The sequence below is a fragment of the uncultured Campylobacter sp. genome, assembly GCF_938030145.1.
GTDB lineage: Bacteria > Campylobacterota > Campylobacteria > Campylobacterales > Campylobacteraceae > Campylobacter_B.
The window spans coordinates 41737-58010 of sequence record NZ_CALHGM010000030.1; the positions used below are offsets into that span (position 1 = coordinate 41737).

At 46.8% G+C, this 16274-nt stretch carries 14 protein-coding genes; 5 read left to right on the forward strand and 9 right to left on the reverse strand.

Translation table 11 applies throughout. The features are described from left to right. Positions 1-4: 4 nt before the first annotated feature. The 5 genes from Q0323_RS05655 (at position 5) to Q0323_RS05675 (ending at position 5941) form a co-directional block, all read left to right on the forward strand. Positions 5-448, forward strand: coding sequence for a DUF805 domain-containing protein (locus tag Q0323_RS05655; RefSeq protein WP_005872982.1), 444 nt, complete (start codon positions 5-7; stop codon positions 446-448). A 216-nt stretch (positions 449-664) separates the two neighbouring features. Then, positions 665-1177, forward strand: a complete 513-nt coding sequence (hutX, locus tag Q0323_RS05660; RefSeq protein WP_298052379.1) for a heme utilization cystosolic carrier protein HutX — start codon at positions 665-667, stop codon at positions 1175-1177. Between the two features lie 1022 nt (positions 1178-2199). Next, positions 2200-2799 (forward strand): disulfide bond formation protein B, encoded by a 600-nt coding sequence (locus tag Q0323_RS05665; protein ID WP_298052382.1) that lies wholly within the window; start codon positions 2200-2202, stop codon positions 2797-2799. A 20-nt stretch (positions 2800-2819) separates the two neighbouring features. Next, positions 2820-3428, forward strand: a complete 609-nt coding sequence (locus Q0323_RS05670) for a cytochrome C (protein ID WP_298052385.1) — start codon at positions 2820-2822, stop codon at positions 3426-3428. Further along, positions 3425-5941 carry a molybdopterin guanine dinucleotide-containing S/N-oxide reductase gene (locus Q0323_RS05675; RefSeq protein ID WP_298052387.1) on the forward strand — a complete coding sequence of 839 codons (2517 nt, stop codon included), beginning with the start codon at positions 3425-3427 and terminating at the stop codon, positions 5939-5941. Before Q0323_RS05670 ends, Q0323_RS05675 begins: the two co-directional genes overlap by 4 nt. 378 nt (positions 5942-6319) lie before the next feature. On the opposite strand, the gene Q0323_RS05680 is transcribed toward Q0323_RS05675, so the two are convergent. From Q0323_RS05680 to Q0323_RS05720, 9 genes are all read right to left on the reverse strand, one after another. Continuing rightward, positions 6320-7132, reverse strand: coding sequence for a hypothetical protein (locus tag Q0323_RS05680; protein ID WP_298052390.1), 813 nt, complete (start codon positions 7130-7132; stop codon positions 6320-6322). Between the two features lie 190 nt (positions 7133-7322). Continuing rightward, complete coding sequence (locus tag Q0323_RS05685) at positions 7323-8636, reverse strand: sodium-dependent transporter (RefSeq protein WP_298052393.1); 1314 nt, start codon at positions 8634-8636, stop codon at positions 7323-7325. Between the two features lie 647 nt (positions 8637-9283). After that, complete coding sequence (locus tag Q0323_RS05690; protein WP_297943960.1) at positions 9284-10597, reverse strand: hemolysin family protein; 1314 nt, start codon at positions 10595-10597, stop codon at positions 9284-9286. Positions 10598-10918: 321 nt separating this feature from the next. Next, the gene (locus Q0323_RS05695) at positions 10919-11728 is read right to left on the reverse strand and encodes a M48 family metallopeptidase (RefSeq protein WP_297945685.1); all 810 of its coding nucleotides are present in this window, start codon (positions 11726-11728) and stop codon (positions 10919-10921) included. Positions 11729-12836: 1108 nt separating this feature from the next. After that, positions 12837-14096 (reverse strand): hypothetical protein, encoded by a 1260-nt coding sequence (locus tag Q0323_RS05700; protein WP_298052395.1) that lies wholly within the window; start codon positions 14094-14096, stop codon positions 12837-12839. Between the two features lie 8 nt (positions 14097-14104). After that, positions 14105-14365, reverse strand: coding sequence for a DUF493 domain-containing protein (locus Q0323_RS05705; protein ID WP_297961700.1), 261 nt, complete (start codon positions 14363-14365; stop codon positions 14105-14107). Further along, positions 14343-14813 carry a cyclic pyranopterin monophosphate synthase MoaC gene (gene moaC / locus Q0323_RS05710; protein WP_297917802.1) on the reverse strand — a complete coding sequence of 157 codons (471 nt, stop codon included), beginning with the start codon at positions 14811-14813 and terminating at the stop codon, positions 14343-14345. Before moaC ends, Q0323_RS05705 begins: the two co-directional genes overlap by 23 nt. A gap of 618 nt (positions 14814-15431) precedes the next feature. Next, entirely contained in the window at positions 15432-15878 is a 447-nt protein-coding gene (locus tag Q0323_RS05715) for a hypothetical protein (RefSeq protein ID WP_298052398.1), read from the reverse strand. Beyond that, positions 15879-16241, reverse strand: a complete 363-nt coding sequence (locus tag Q0323_RS05720; RefSeq protein ID WP_298052401.1) for a DUF1508 domain-containing protein — start codon at positions 16239-16241, stop codon at positions 15879-15881. Positions 16242-16274: the final 33 nt, after the last annotated feature.

Sequence of the window (16274 nt, forward strand, 5' to 3'; positions counted from 1 at the left end):
TAAAATGACTTTTATGGAGTCTGTGCAAACTTGCGTCAAGCAAAAATACGCCGCATTTAGCGGGCGAGCATCGAGGTCGGAGTACTGGTGGTTTTTTCTATTTACTGTGCTTGGTGGGATTGTTTTGAGCTTGATAGATGGCGTTTTAGGCACTACGATAGGGTACAATCAAATAATAGCCGGCAAAATCGTCCATCAAGAAATCGGCATTATAGATGCGCTTTTCCAGCTAGCTATGCTCGTGCCAGCTATCGCCGTATCAGTTAGGCGACTACATGACACCGATAGAAGTGGCTGGTTTTTTCTGCTTATTTTAACGCCGATCGTGGGTGCTTTTTTCGGCGATATCGGACTTTTAGTATCATTTGTGGGCTGGATAGTGCTGCTTGTATTTTTCGTGCAGCGCGGCGATAGCGGGTCCAATCGCTTCGGATACGATCCGCTATGATAAAGCTCTAAAACTTTGCGGAATTTAGAATTCTAAAATTCCGTGCAGATAAAATTCTTTGTATTATCACTTAAAATTCTACGCATAAGCACTTTGCAGCGCTAAATTTTTCTTCAAATAAGCTGTGGAAATCCTCTTTAATTGATTGCCATTATCTGTAACTTAGAATTTTTATATTATAATGGCTCTTAAAATTTTATTTTAGAAAGGATGAAAATGAAAGAGAGAATCGAGGCGCTGTTCGCGCAAAACCCTAAAATTTCGATCGCGCAGATCTGCAAGGAGCTCGGCGCCAAGGAGATCGACGTGCTGCTAAACCTGCCCGAGCGCTTCGGAAAAAGCGCCGGCGGCGATAAATTCTGCGAGGTCATTAGGGAGCTCGAGAGTTGGGGCGAGGTGCTTTTCGTAAAAAATACGCCGAGCTTCATCATCGAGTTTAAAACCAAGATCCCAAGCGGCAAGAGCGCGCGCGGATATTATAATTTCGGCATGGGTGCAAACGGCGATGAGGCGCATGGGCTGGGTATTTTGGGGGGTCATCTAAAGACGGATGAGATCGATAAGATTATCCTCGTGACGCAGACTTTCATGGGGATGCTCTCGAAATTCGTGGGCTTTTATGACAAGGCGGGCGAGAATATCTTTAAAATTTACGTCTCGCGCGATGAGAAAGGACAGCTTCTAGCCAAGCAAGACGCGAAATTTGAGGCATTAAAAGCCGCGATTTAGCGCTCGCGCAAGACCCGCCTTGCGCGGCTTGCGTAAAATTTGCTCTTGTCGGGCATTTAGGTTTGATCTCGCCTTTGTGCGCGAGATCAAATCCGTAAAATTCTACTGCGAAATAACACTGCACGCACTCCTGCGCGTTTGCGCACAAAGTTTATCCGCGCCGCCGCCCTCTTTATCTCCCGCCTATGCGTATTTATAGTTTTGATCTGCGGCGCAGAATCGCCTCCTTTTCTCGCCGCCTTCATTTAAAATCGATCTTGTCGGTTTAATTTACCAAGCCGACTTTTGCGCGCGGGAATAGTTTTTCGAATTTGACGCAAGATCGTCCTCTTTTTTCATTTTAGCCTAAAGCGCGCGCAGTATCTCGGGCGCAGAGAGTTTGAATTTAAACAGGCTCGCAGCGAGGCAATTAAACGGATAAAATTTAGTCGGAGGATTTATGCAGCGGCGTTTTTAGCGGCCTTAAATTTTAAATTTTAGATTTGCTGTGCTGCGCCACCGTAAGGCGTAAATTTCGAGTACGGGCTGTTTTGATCGAGCGCAACTTCGGGCGATCACGATTTTAAGCGCGCATTGTTTTAAAATTTGCGCCGCGCCGCTAGCTTTATTCTATCTTATCACGCCGCGCTCCGTTCTACCGCGCCTATCTTCTGCCGCATCTCGTCTTGTCCCGCTCTCCTTTCTGCCCCGCGCCCACTCTTTTTTAAAGAAAGGCGTGCGACCGAGAAAAACCGCCCTACTTCGGATCAAAATTTTATTTTTCCTCAAAATGAACCCGGATAAAGATAAAATTTTATAAAATCTATCATTTTAATTTCATATCTCAAAAACGTTTTCCCGCCGCGCAAGGAGCGACAAATTTTAAAATTGAAATTTTATACGTTAAGCTTAAAGCTTATTAAACTCCGATATTTAGGGCAATGTAGACATGAATTTTTATCTTTTATTGCTATAATTCTCTCATAAATTTAAATCTTAAGATTAAAAAGTATTCTTAAGAATTTTATAAGACGGAGGCGATCTTGAATAGATTGATTTTAAAGATTTACGCGTGGCAAAATACCGCTACGCCGTGGTTTTGGCTCTTTGTGATAAGCGCGGGATATCTTGCGGTATCGTATTTTTTCTTTCAGCGCTACCTTTTTATGTCGCTTACGCAGACGAGCGCCCTCGTGCGTCTGGGCTTTGCCGTAGCGGGCGTGGGCGCGCTTATAGGCTTGCTGCTGCCGTTTGGCTTCATAACAAGGCTCGTTGCTTACGCGCTCGGATTTACGGGCGCGATATACGGCTATTTACAAAGCTCCGTGCCGCACCCCGCCGTAGATACGGCAAATTGCCTCACCGCGCCCGCCTTTCCTTTTGCGGCGCCGCTTGATAGCCTGCTGCCGGAGCTATTTCGCCCCGCAAGCTGCACGGGCACTCCGTCCTTTCCCGCAGGCACCGCGCTTAGCGATGTGCAGAGCTTTTTTGGCGGATTTTACGGCGAGGGGTTCTATCTGGTGCCGAGCATTAAATTTGCAGACGCGGCGCAGTGCGCGCAGGTAGCGTTTGCGGCATTCGCGGCTGTTTTGGCCGTGATGTTTGCGAGCTTTTTATACGGCAGATTTACGAGAAGTTTTTAAAATTTTAAGAAAGGATAAGCATGAAGTTTTTAAATTCTATTGCGGCTGCGGCGGCTCTTGCGGCTGTGATCGCAAGCTGTGCAAACGCCGAGGTCAAGGCGGGCGAGACGCTTTACGGCACGGTGCTAAAGCAGGTAAGCGTAAGCGGCGATTTGTCGCACAAGGACGGCAGGCTGCTGCCTACGAATGCCATAGAGGTTTTGGAGGTCAAGGACGGAGTGGTGAAATTTTCGATCACCGGCTATCAAAATCCAAAGGCGCCCAACGTTATTTATTTCACGCCTAAAGCGCGCATAATCGCGGTGGCGTTTTCGAAGCAGGCTAAATTTCAAAGCGAGAGCTTGGGCGAAGAGGACGGCTTTAATAAGGTTAAAATAACCGCCTACACCGACGAGGGCGCGCTAAGCGGCGACGTGGATAAAATTTTCGCGGGCGCTAAGGAGAAATTCGAAACCTCGTGTAGCGTCTGCCATGCCTTGCATCAGCCCGCAAGCTACGAGGCAAACAAATGGCCCGGTTACATCAAATCGATGCTTTCGCGTACGCCTATTAGCGAGGACGAGAGCTGGGCGGTGGTGCAATATTTACAAAAGCACTCTAAAGATGTCAATTTAAAGGAGACGAAATGAAAAGACGAAATTTTTTAAAGCTCGGCGCGGCGGTCTCGGCGCTTCCGCTCATTCCAAGCTCGATGCTTGCGGCGGATAAACTTACGGCGCTTAAGAAAAACGGCGAAATTTTAACCGCGGCACGGTGGGGAATTTTAAAAGCGAGCGTCAAAAACGGCAAGATCGTAAAATCCGCGCCGTGGAAGATCACCTCTAAAATTCCCAATACTCTTCAAAATACGATGGCGGATCTCGTTTATAACACGCGCATCAAAGCGCCGATGGTGCGAAAATCCTATCTCGCCGATCCTGATAATCCTAAGCCGGAGCTTCGAGGGCTTGACGAATGGGTCGAGGTAAAATATGAAGACGCGATCAAACTCGTCGCGCGCGAGCTTAAAAAGACGCGCAAGCAAAAGGGTGCAGACTCAGTATTTGCGGGCAGCTACGGCTGGCAGAGTACGGGCAACGTGCATGTCTCAAGGACGCTGCTTCATAGATTTATGAACTTAAGCGGCGACTTTACGGGCGTCACGGGCGATTACTCTACGGGCGCGGCACAGGTCATCATGCCGCACGTAACGGGCTCAAATCAGGTCTATGAGCAGCAAACCTCTTGGCCGGTGGTACTTGAAAATTCCAAAGTTGTAGTCTTTTGGGGATTAAATCCGATCTCTACGCTTCGCGTGGCGTGGACGAGCTCGGACGAGCAGGGATTTAAGTATTTCGAACAGCTAAAAAACAGCGACAAAGAGATCATCATCATCGATCCGATCAAAACCGTAAGCGGCAAGTATTTCGAGGGTAAAGCGCGATGGATCGCCCCTCGCCCGAACACCGACGTAGCGATGATGCTGGGCATGGCGCAGCATCTCTACTCACAGGGCAAGTACGATAAGGAATTTTTACAAAACTACACCGTGGGCTTTGAAAAATTCGTACCGTACCTCACGGGGCAGAGCGACGGCGTGGCTAAGACGCCGGAGTGGGCTAGTGAAATTTGCGGCATTAGCGCGGACGTGATCAAAGAGCTTGCGATAAAATTTTACGAAAATCGCACGATGATAATGGCGGGTTGGGGTATCCAGCGCGCTCATCACGGCGAGCAGGCGCACTGGATGATCGTGACTTTGTGCGCGATGCTAGGACAGATCGGACTTGCCGGAGGCGGCTTCGGCTTTAGCTACCACTACGCTAACGGCGGCGCGCCTACCTGCGCGGGCGGCGTGATCGGCGGAATGAACGCGGCAAGCGTTGGCATCGTTAAGGACGGCAAATTTTTAGGGCTTGCGCAGGATCAGAAGCAAGGCGGCGAAGCTACTCAGGCGTGGCTAGTAAATACGGCGAAGGTTGCCTTTCCTTTAGCTCGTATCGCGGACGCGCTACTAAATCCTGGCAAGACGATCGACGCGAATGGCGCAAAGATCACCTATCCGAAGATTGACTTCATCTACTGGGTCGGCGGAAATCCTATCGTGCACCATCAAGACACCAACACCAATATCAAGGCTTGGCGCAAACCGCGCACCATTGTAGTGAATGAAATTTACTGGACGCCGACTGCTAAGATGGCGGATATAGTGTTCCCGACCACGACGGAGTATGAGCGCAACGACATCACGATGAGCGGAGACTACTCCAATATGCATATAATCCCGATGAAGCAGGTCGTCGCCAAGCAGCACGGCGCGAAGGACGATTATCAAATTTTTACCGACCTTTGCAAGGCTTATGCAGACGGACTTGCCGAGGTTTATACGGACGGCGGCAAAACGGAGATGGATTGGATCAAAGAATTTTACGAAGGGGCAGCTAGCGCCGTGAACGCAAACACCGCTTTGGGAATACAGATGCCGAGCTTTGAGCAGTGGTGGGAGAAAAACGAGCCGACGGAATTTTACGAAACGCCGGAGAGCGCTGCGTACGTGAGCTTTGAGGATTTTAGAAACGATCCCGTTTTGGAGGCTTTGGGAACGCCTAGCGGGCTGATTGAAATTTACTCCGATACGATCGCCGCTATGAACTACAAAGACTGCGGCGCGCATCCGATGTGGTTCGAGCCCGTCGAGTGGCTCGGGATGAAGGATAAGCCTGCAAAATTTCACCTGCTTAGCCTGCATCCGCTTGATCGCTTGCATTCGCAGCAGAGCAACACCTCAAATCGCAAGAGATACGCCGTCGCGGATCGCGAACCGGTACTGATCAATACCGAGGACGCTAAGGAGCTCGGTATCAAGCAGGGCGATCTGGTGCGCGTTTATAATGCTCGCGGCGAAATTTTGGCGGGAGCCAACGTAAGCGACGACATAATGCGCGGCGTGGTGCAGATCTTTGAAGGCGCGTGGTACGATCCTAACGCCGAGGGGCTTTGCAAAAATGGAAATCCGAACGTACTTACGATCGATCTTCCTACGAGCGAGCTTGCCAACGGCAACATCGCGCACACGGCGTTAGTAAATATCGAGCTTTATAAACACAAGGCGGGCGAAGATATCAAACTAACCGCGTTTATGCCGCCTAAAGGGGCGAAGTAAGGATTGTGGGCGGTTTGGGGTTTAAGACTGGCTCATTGCTGGCTTGGACTAGATACGCCGATCCTCTACAGGCTTTAGCCAAACTCGCCGTGGTTTTGCTACGGCGAGGTATATCGATTTCGACTTGCCGCGGCTTTATATAGTCGCGGCTGTGTACCGAGACCAATTTAGCTTGCCGTAGCTTCGCGACTTCAACGATAGGTCGCAGAGCTGATTTAAATTTTATAGCCTTGCGCTTGCAGTGATGACTGAGTTATCGTAACTTTGAGCTGTGGCAGGCTGGAGATAACAGCAAGTAATATTTGCCTCGCCGTCCTACCCTCTATTCGCTCGTGAAATTCTCGCTAAATTTAAGAACTTACCGTTTGGACTAAAATTTCAATCCAAACTAAAAAACCGCCTAAGCTTCCATTTAAAATTTTTCTTCGGAATTTGTGTATCACTAAAATCGTCGCTGTAAATTTCGTTTTTATCGGTGAAATAGCCGCTATTTTGAGCCTGCGGTATAAAGTCGGTCCGATCTTCTATTTTTACGTTTAGCGCCTTGAAATATTGCAGCAGCTCATGATACTCTTTTGTAGATACGGCATTTATTAAAAAGTAATTTCTGTTGTTAAATTTAACGACAAAATTTCTTTTTAACAGCCAAAGGGGCTCCGAGCTCTTTTTGAGCTTGTAAATTTTATACGGCAGAGCAAATATTAAATATAGCATTAGATGCTTTATATAAAGAGCAAGTTTGCCTATATGAACGCCTATGCTTGAATATCTATATAACTCATACGAGCTTAAATAATGGAACCTGCCGTAAGAGTTTTCTAGTTCGCATACTACGCAGAAATGAACGCTAGATATATTTGCGGACGGATCGGGGGCTATTTTGGTTTCGGAAATTATGCTATCTTTCATATCTATATTTTCGACGTAGCGGATAAGGCTGTTTGAAAAATAAAAATAGCTCGGATTTTTAGAAAAATTTTGCTCCGCCGAAATTCTTAGCCGTATGAAAGAATATGTCACAAAAATTAAAGAAACGATACCGAAAGCGCTAAATTTTCCCGTAGTGCCAGTCGTAATCAGATCATAACCCAAAAGCGAAAAACCCAATATGCAAGTAAATATGCTCCAGGAAAATACATGATAGACGGTGTAATCGTTTATGATCAATGGCTCTTTATCGTAGTCTCTCATAAAATCCCCTATTTTGTAAAATTTTTGGCACATTATAACGCTTTATTCTCATAACGTATTAAAATTTAAAGTCGTTTTGACCATTTAAATTTTTAAGTTCGTTATTAGGTAGAATTTTAAAATTCTACCCTATTTCGCCTTCTTTGCCGTATCTTGCCAGTCGTTGCATTTATGCCAATGTGGCGATGAGTTAAAACGAAATATGCATACTAAGCGCGATTATGCATAAAAGTAGCGCCAGCGGGACATAGACAAAGCGCCCGATATCATACCAGAGCTTGCCGCGAGCCCTATCTGCGCCTAGATTGATCTCATCTAAAATTTCATTCCGCTTAATCACCCAAAACCACGATATTGCGCCGATTACCGCTCCGATCGGAATGATATAAATCGATACAAAGTCCATCCACGGACCCCATGAGCTTATCGCTTCCATACCAAGGCCCGCACCAAGGCAGATCGCGCACAATAGCGCAAGCGTGAATGCACGGCTTAGCCTTGGAAACTTATGCATTAGCGATTCAGCGACTACTTCGAACATATTTTGAAGCGATGAAATTCCACCAAAAATCACGGCGGTAAATAAAATCACTGCAAAAATTCTACCACCTGCCATATCTTGCAAAATTTTAGGCAGAGTTACGAAAAGTAGCTTAGGCCCCGCCGCAGGATCCATTCCGTAAGCAAATACTGCAGGGATCATCACTAGCGCAGCTACCATCGCGGCTAGCGTGTCAAATAACGCGGTATTTTTCGCCGCAGATACGATGTCTTCGTCCTTGGATAGATACGCGCCATAGACGATCATCCCTGAGCCCGTAATCGATAGCGAGAAAAATGCCTGTCCCATCGCAGAAATCCAAACCATCGGATCTGCTAGCTTAGTAAAATCGGCGCCGAAAAGAAAGGCATATCCGCCTGTAGCGCCTTGCAGCGTCGCGACCCTAACCGCCAAAATCGCAAATAGCACGAAAAATAGCGGCATCATAATTTTATTCGTTTTTTCGATGCTTTTGGCGCCGAAAAATAGCGTCAGCAACGTACCTGCGACGATTATGCAGTGATAAGGCACCACGGAGTAGGGCGTCAGGGCAAAAGAGTTGAACCACGTATCGGTATTTTCGCTCATTAGCGAGCCGTCTATGGCTTGGACTAGTGCTTTTAGAACGTAGGCGATGATGACGGCATAGCCCACTGCGATACACATCGAACCGGCAAGCGGTAGCCAGCCGATAACCTTACCGATAGCGCCCAGTCCGCGGCTTTTCCACGCGTATTCGTATGAGCCCAGCGTGCCTGTTTTGGCACGGCGACCGATCGCGTATTCGGCGCTTAGGCCTACGTATGAAAACAGCGCTACGAAAAAAACGTAAATTAGCAAAAATGCGCCGCCGCCGTTCGTGCCGAGTTTGTAAGGGAAGCCCCAGACATTTGCCATACCTACGGCGGAGCCCACGCAGGCGATGATAAAAGCCCAGCGCGATGAGAATTTGTGTTTTGTCATAAAGCCATCCGTGCGAAAAATTTTCGTTATGGTAGCAAAAAGGAATTTAAGATTTATTTATGCGGAATTTTAAGGCGTGCCGATTTGATTACTTAGGAATTTTTAGAATTTAAAATCGCGAAGTTTTAAAGCAAGATTGGCGGAATTTTACGATTAAAATCGATAGAGTTAATTCTGCGATACTGCGCGGCAAAATTTTATCTTTAATAATTTTAGAATTTTACGCTTAGGCTTTGGATTTAGAATTCGCTTGACCTGGGCTTGTAGCAGGGCTTGATATTTAAGTTAGGCGAGAAATTTAGATCAATTGAAATTTTAAAATTCCGCGAAATTTTGAAATTTTTAAAATCTACGATCTCGCAAAATTTAAAAATAGGCTCATCAAGAAATTCTATTTAGCGTCGCTCTGGCAGAATTTTTGCGGTAGAATCTCGCCTTTCGTTTGTAATATGAAGAGGACTTATAAATAGCACTTTATGGCGCTCTGAAGGGCGGCGGGCATTCCTGTTCGCTATTAGGGCATCTATGTGGTAGCAGCAAAAAATTTTTGCCCGAAATGAGAATTAGCGGCGTCGCAAGTGGCAGCGCGCTTAAAATTTACGGCGCGCAGCATTGCAAAGTGGAATTTTATTAACCCGCACTTTGGCTTAGTTATTTTTCTCAGCCTCTTCGTTTTCTTGCGGCTGCGCGACTACTTTTTTGATCGCTTTTACGAGCGAGACCCTCGTGCCATCCATTCGCAGTACTTCGTAATCGCAGTTTTCATCGCTTATTTTATCGCCGATTTCAGGTAGGCTGCCGAAGAGATTAAAGACGTAGCCGCCGATCGTTAGCTGCTCGGTCTCCTCGTCGAAGTCGATGCCCATCACCTCCTCGACGCCTTCGATCTCGAAACGCCCTCTAAACTCAAAGGTGTTCTCGTCGATACGTTTGAAATTTTGCGCATTCGCGTCGTGCTCGTCGTTGATATCGCCAAAAATTTCTTCTATTATATCTTCCATCGTCAAAAATCCCGCCGTGCCGCCGTATTCGTCGATGACGAGCGCGGCAAAAATGCGCTGCTTATTCATCATAGGTAAAATTTTAGAGATCGGGCTGTTTTCAGGCACGATGATGAGCTTGCGCACGATCTTATCGAAGCTTTTATCTCCCTTTTGTTGGATGATGTCGCGGATGTGGATGAGGCCTAGGACGTTATCCTTGCTGCCGTCGATATATGGAAAGCGCGTAAATTTCGACTGCAATACGGTTGCATAGTTTTCGTCGTAGCTTTTTTGCTTATTTAGGCATATGAGATCGCGCCTCGGCGTCATTATCTCTTTAGCGACCGTGTCGCTGAAATCGACGGCGTTTTTGATGATCTCGGTCTCTAGGCTATCGAGCACGCCGCCTTTTAGGCTCTCGCTTGCGATGATTTTGATCTCCTCGTCAGAAAGCGCGAGCTCGCTCTCTTTGGCGGGCTTTACGCCGATGATTTTAAGTGAGACGGCAGCGATGAAGTCAAATGCCTTGATGATCGGAAAAAACATAATCCAAAAAATATGAAGCGGTCTAGAGATAAAAAGCACGATCTTCTCGGTTTTAGCAATAGCGATGGATTTTGGCACCAGCTCGCCGAGTACGACATGAAATAACGTAACGAGCGTAAAAGATATGACGAAGGCGATCGTATGCGCCGCCGCTCCGCCGCCTATGCCGATGGATCTTAGTGGCAGCTCGATCAGTCTTGATACCGCGGGCTCGCCGATCCAGCCGAGGGCGAGCGAACTTATCGTGATGCCTAGCTGTGTGGCGCTGAGGTAGGTGTCTAGGGAGTTTGAAATTTTAAAAGCGAGCTTTGCGTTTGGAATTTTATCCTTGATAAGCTCTTCGAGGCGAGACTTTCTTACTTTGACGATTGAGAATTCCGAAAGAACAAAAAAAGCATTCATAAAGATGAATACAAAAGCTAAAACTAACATTAAAACCGAACTGTCCGTGTCCAAATTTCTTATCCTTTGAAATTTAAAAATAAATATTTATGATTATATCTAAAAACGCTTTAAAATCCAAAAGGCGCGGAAAATACCTCGCGCCCGCTCGTAGAATTCTGCGGTAATTTAAAATTTCGCGCTGCGGCAGACCTTTGTTGCGGCGAGATTTTATCGCAATAGAGCTTATGCGCTGCGGCGGATAATCCTAGCGCCACGCGTAAGCCCATTAAGAAATTTAAATGCGACGATAAAACCTGCTACTTAAAAAACCTTAGCGCGCAAGCTCTTGCGAAATTTTAAATCGCAAGACTATCTATTTCTTGTGGCAGCCTCGTAAAGCGGCAAGACTTTCGGCATCACCTCTTTTAGATCGGCGATGCGATCGTCGTTTGAAGGGTGCGTGGACATAAATTTAAGCGGATGGCTCTCATTTAGCTTATTCATCTTCTCCCAGACGTTTATCGCCGCCCTTGGATCGTATCCCGCGCGCGCCATCAGCTCGACGCCCATCAGATCGGCCTCGGTCTCATGCGTGCGCGAAAACGGCAGCGTGAAGGTGTATTGCGCCGCCATGTTCAAAGCCGCTGAGCCTAGATCTCCAAGCCCTGCTGCGGAGCTTGCTACAGCGATACCGACATCTTTCATCTGCTCAGTCGAGGCTCGCTCGCGACTGTGTTCGCGCAGTGCGTGCGACATCTCGTGCCCCAAAATAGCAGCCAGCTCGGCATCGGTAAGCTTAAGCTTTTCGATGATGCCAGTATATACGACGATGCGACCGCCAGGCATACACCAAGCATTGATCGTAGGGTCGTTGATGACGTTTACCTGCCAGTTCCATTTCAGTGCGTCTTTGCGAAATGCGCCAACTTGAGCGATTAGGCGCTTCGAGATGCCTCTAACGCGATCAGTTAGCTTTTTATCGGTATTTAGGACGTGCTTGGCGTTTGCTTGGGCGGTAATTTGCTTGTAGGCAAGCGCGGCACTTTGATCCATTTCAGCTTCGCTTACGGTGATGAATTGCGAGCGGTCGATGCCTACGGCGCCGCCTTGCGTGGTACTCGCGCAGCCGGTAAAAATCATCATCGCAGCAAAGGATATTAAAAGAGCTATTTTTTTCATCTTTTCTCCTTGGAATTTTGCGGCGATTTTAGCGAAATTTGATTAAATTTTTAGAATTTTATTTTGGATTGCCGGATTTTGCAGGCGCGATCTATTTGGAATTTGCCGTAAAATTTAAGGACGCTCGTCGCCTTTAAAATAGAATTAGGCTTTGTAATTTAGCGATAAAATTTAGCGGAGATTTCGCAGAATTTTATCGTGGCGTAAACGAGGCATTGCTGTGTGAAAGTAGTGGATTTATCCAAATCCAAGTGCGACGTTGTATAAATAAGGCGCCTCTGCGCCCAAATAGAGCGGGGGTGCGGTTTTAAATTTACGCAACGATAAATCCGGTAGAATTTTATTTACACAAGGCGCTCGGTTCGGGCGGATAAGAGCAATTTGAAATTTGCACAATCAAATCGCGCGATAAGATGGGCTCGGATGTTGCTATGATTTGAGATGAGCCGCGCTAATCTTTGCAACGTAAAATTCTAATTGTTAGCTTAGCGGTATCCTTTCACATTGCATCTTGCGCTACAATAAAATTTCGTTGTGGGAATTGAAATGATCGCAGAAATGCCAAACGTCAAGACGCCTTTTCGTAGAATTTTATCTCGCGGAATTTCATTTGCGCGCAGCGGGATAAAATTTCAAACTGCAAGCCGCACTGTATCATTTTGGATGGAATTTTAAAATTTTACGCGTTTAGAATTTTAAAATTCTGCTACGCAAATCTACGCGATGAAATTTCAAGCTTAAAATTCCGCGCCGGCTTTGGAATTTTATATGCGTCACGTCAGCTATAAAATCTTGCACTTAGAATTTTATCACTGCGGCAAGATTTGGTTGGACCGGGGTCTCACATCGCCGTAGGATTTTTGGCGGCACGGAATTTTGCAGCGCACATCTAAATTTAGTTATGCAAAATTCGTAAAATTCTTTATCGGCATGGAATTTTACAGCGCCGTTAAAGCGCATAAAGAATTCTGCGCAGGCCTCGCAAACTCTAACGAAAGCTCCTTTCTTTTAGGGCACGCGAGCTTTAAGGCATGCTAGTAAATTTTGCAGCGCAAAGCAGTGAGCGCTGAGTGTTTACCGCTAGGGATTTTGCGCCTGCGGCACCCATTTAGTCCTTTTTGGACTTTAGCTTGGCGATCGTTTCTTTTGCGGCCTCGTAAGCCTTAGCGCTCATCTCGCGCGCCCTTTCGCTTACGTTTTTGGCGACGTCGGAGCTTTTTAGCTCGGCAAATTTTTGGCTCATCTTCTTTTCAAATTCGCTAAGCTCTTTTTTGATTGCGTCGAGCTTCTCGTCCAGATCGAGGTTTTCGATGATTTTGGCGCTTTTTTGGCTCAGCTCTTGAGTGATTTCGCGCGCTTTGGCGCTCGCCTTTTTCGCGCGCTCGCCAAGCTCGATCTCACCGATTTTGGCGCTTAGTTGCTCGGCAAGATCGCTTGAAATTTTTCTAAATTTAGCCAGGTAGCCTCCGAATTCTTCATCGGCGATCTTGGCGATCTCGCTTTTAGCGGGCTCCTCCGAGCTTGCGATCGCGTCGCTTAAAACCGCGCTAAATAGCTCGCTCATCTGCGAAATTTGAAGCCTTTCGTTCTCTAGGCTCTGTGCGTCGCTTGCTGGCGAGAAACTTAGCTCGTCGCGATATCTCTCGGCGGCTTTGTTTATGCCGTCGTAGCAGCCTAAAATCGCGCCTCTAATCAGCGCAGAGGCTGTATTTTTGCTCTCGTTTGCGACGAAAATCGCGCGATTTATGATGATTTTTGAAATTTCTTTTGTGCGGAATTTCGTAAATTCCCCGTCGCCTATAGCCGAAAATGCGATGTTTTTCGCCGTCTCGTGCGCGGTATCCTCGATGTCGGTTCCGCTTTCGAGTACGCTTATGAAGGCTAGCTCGCTTGCTTCTTTCAGCACATCCGCAAGCGGCAGTTTGCTCGCAATCGCGCGCTGTAGCGCCGAGCCTATGCGCTCTTTTAGCTCTGTTTCGCTTGCGTTTTGCAGCGCGGTATCCAGATCATCGTAGCTGCGCAAAACAAGGGTTTTAATCGCCTTTTGTTTGCAAGCGATCTTTTTGCGCAGATCGTCGTAGTCGTAGATGAGCTTGTAAAGCCCCTGCTCGTCCTCGTCGCACAGCGCCTTTTTTACCCCCTCGATTAGCGCTTCGGAGGAGGCGTCCTTTAGCGCTCCTATTTCGTCAAGCTCGGCGGCAAAGCTTAAAATTAGCTCGGCGCTTTTAGCGCTTTTTTCATCTTCGCTTAGCCCGCACAGAGACTTCAGGCTCTGTTCAAAGGCTAAATTTTGCACGCAGGCTGCCAGCTCGGCTTGTGAAATTTGCGCGAGATCGGCGCCGAATTTTTCTATCAGTTTTTCCTTCATATCCTCTCCTACAGTATGTATTTAAAATGAGCCTTTAAGCGCTCGAAAATTTCGTTTCGATGCAAGTCGTCTTTAACGAAAACGCTTACGTTGAAGCTCATATATTTGCCGCCGTTTGAAAAGCGCGAAAAGTCTATTTTGTAATTTTCGCCCTTTAAAATTTCATCGATCTGCTCGCGCTTTTGGGTGCTTGCGTCCAGGATGATTTTGTATTCCCAAAAGAGCGGATAGTCGATTTTGGGCTTTTCAGCTCCTAGTATACACGCCACTCTTGCCCCCCTCTTTGCGTTGCAGCACGACGTCGGTGATCTGCATCGATTTATCTATCGCTTTTAGCATATCGTAAATCGTCAGTAGCCCCACGCTCACGCCCGTTAGCGCCTCCATCTCGACGCCCGTTTTGCCCGTGATTTTTACAGTTACGAAAAGTTTAAACGCGCATTCGCTCGCAAGCTCCTCAATATCGGTTTTAATCGAAGTAATCGTAAGCGGATGAGTCATTGGTATTAGCTCGCTCGTCTTTTTAGCGCCCATTATCGCGGCAACGACGGCGGTTTGAAGCACGGGGCCTTTTTTGGCCGTGTTTTGCTTGACGGCGGCAAACGCCTCCGCGCTCATGCGGATGATACCGCTAGCGGTGGCTACGCGCTCGCTATCATCCTTAGCGCCGACATCCACCATGCGCGGCATATTGTTTTCGTCGATATGTGAAAGCATAAAATTTCCTTGCAGTTTTTGGCGGGATTATAGCAGAATTTCGGGCATAAAAAAAGCCCGAGCTTTTAAACTCGGGCTTCATACAAAAAGGAGGTTTTATCTTGTCGGACGAGAACGATTATACTACCTAAACAGTAAATAGAAATAAAATATATCCTTTTTAGGCGAACTCTTTCGCGCTTAATTTATAGCCGTTTTTAAAATTTTGATAAAATTTGACTATATGCTTTGGCGCGCTGTGCGGGCATTTGAATGGGTAGCGAAATGAAACCGAGCCAAAGAGCGATTAAATTTGAAGCGGACGTTAAAGAGCAAAGATAAAATTTAAAGCAGAGTTCGTGGTTATTTTGGCTCAATATGGACGATCAAAAGAACGGAGCAGAGCGCTCTACCGAGGCAGCATAAATAAAATGCTACAAAGAAGCGGCTTAAATTCAATGTCTTTTTTGCTTTAAATTTAAGTCCGCCTTAATTAAGCGCGAGGTTTTTGCGCGCAATACAGCATAAATTTAAACCCTTCACGCGAGCGTTAAACGACGCAGGCGCGGATTAAAATAGCGTGCGCAAATTTAAATATCGTCGCGCAAAATCCGGCCTGCGTTTTAAATTTAGCCTCGTTTAAATTTTAAACGTTTTTAGCAGGCTGTCTAAATTTAACCCCTTATCTTCGCCGTTTGCGCCTCCTCCTAAAAGATCGCCCAAAAAGCTACTTGCGTCGTTGATATCGATTTTGCCGTCGCCGTTGAGGTCGAGCTTGGCGCTTGCGATTTTGCCGATCAGCGCACTAAAATCCACACCTTTGCTATCGACGGCGTTTGCTTGCACGTCCTCGCCGCCGCCCAAAAGTCCACCCAGCATCGAGCCTAGCGAGCTAGATCCGCCGCTTTCGTTTTTGCTTAAAAAATTTGAGCTGATGCCCGCAATTATCGCATTTATCTGATCGTCCGGCAGGTCCACGCCTAGAAATTTTTCGATAAAAGCGACAGGGCCGCTTTGAAATTCTCTTAAATTTTTATCGTCGTTTTTGAGTGCAGAGACCATATTTACAAGTCCGTTTATGTCCATTTACGCCTCCTTGATCTTGGCTTTCGGAGCCTGTTTGACGATAAGCTCTATTACTTTTAGAGCGTCCGCTTTGGCCTCAAAATCTTTACTAACGGCGATGATCTGTCCGTTGCTGGCCGTTAGGCGGAAGCGAACCTTGTCTGCTTTATCGGTGTAAAGCTCAAATTTCGGATTGTTTAGCTTCTCGCCGCCTGAGATTTGATCCTCGATCTTATTTAGCGCGGCGTTTTTTGCGACGCTTTCGATGCCGTTTTTGCAAGCGGCCTTGCTCGTGTAAACCTCGGAGGTGCACAGTACGTGCCCGTCATAAAGTAGATCGAATTTGCAGCCGTCCTTGGCGTCTTTGATTAAAAACTCAGCCATTTTTCATCCTTTCGTAAAAGATATCGTTATTTT

Coding starts and splice junctions, on each gene's coding strand:
- Q0323_RS05675 (WP_298052387.1), top strand. CDS start 3,425: ATGAAAAGACGAAATTTTTTAAAGCTCGGCGCGGCGGTCTCGGCGCTT.
- Q0323_RS05700 (WP_298052395.1), bottom strand. CDS start 14,096: ATGAAGGAAAAACTGATAGAAAAATTCGGCGCCGATCTCGCGCAAATT.
- Q0323_RS05690 (WP_297943960.1), bottom strand. CDS start 10,597: ATGTTAGTTTTAGCTTTTGTATTCATCTTTATGAATGCTTTTTTTGTT.
- moaC (WP_297917802.1), bottom strand. CDS start 14,813: ATGCTTTCACATATCGACGAAAACAATATGCCGCGCATGGTGGATGTC.
- Q0323_RS05655 (WP_005872982.1), top strand. CDS start 5: ATGACTTTTATGGAGTCTGTGCAAACTTGCGTCAAGCAAAAATACGCC.
- Q0323_RS05680 (WP_298052390.1), bottom strand. CDS start 7,132: ATGAGAGACTACGATAAAGAGCCATTGATCATAAACGATTACACCGTC.
- hutX (WP_298052379.1), top strand. CDS start 665: ATGAAAGAGAGAATCGAGGCGCTGTTCGCGCAAAACCCTAAAATTTCG.
- Q0323_RS05685 (WP_298052393.1), bottom strand. CDS start 8,636: ATGACAAAACACAAATTCTCATCGCGCTGGGCTTTTATCATCGCCTGC.
- Q0323_RS05670 (WP_298052385.1), top strand. CDS start 2,820: ATGAAGTTTTTAAATTCTATTGCGGCTGCGGCGGCTCTTGCGGCTGTG.
- Q0323_RS05695 (WP_297945685.1), bottom strand. CDS start 11,728: ATGAAAAAAATAGCTCTTTTAATATCCTTTGCTGCGATGATGATTTTT.
- Q0323_RS05715 (WP_298052398.1), bottom strand. CDS start 15,878: ATGGACATAAACGGACTTGTAAATATGGTCTCTGCACTCAAAAACGAC.
- Q0323_RS05720 (WP_298052401.1), bottom strand. CDS start 16,241: ATGGCTGAGTTTTTAATCAAAGACGCCAAGGACGGCTGCAAATTCGAT.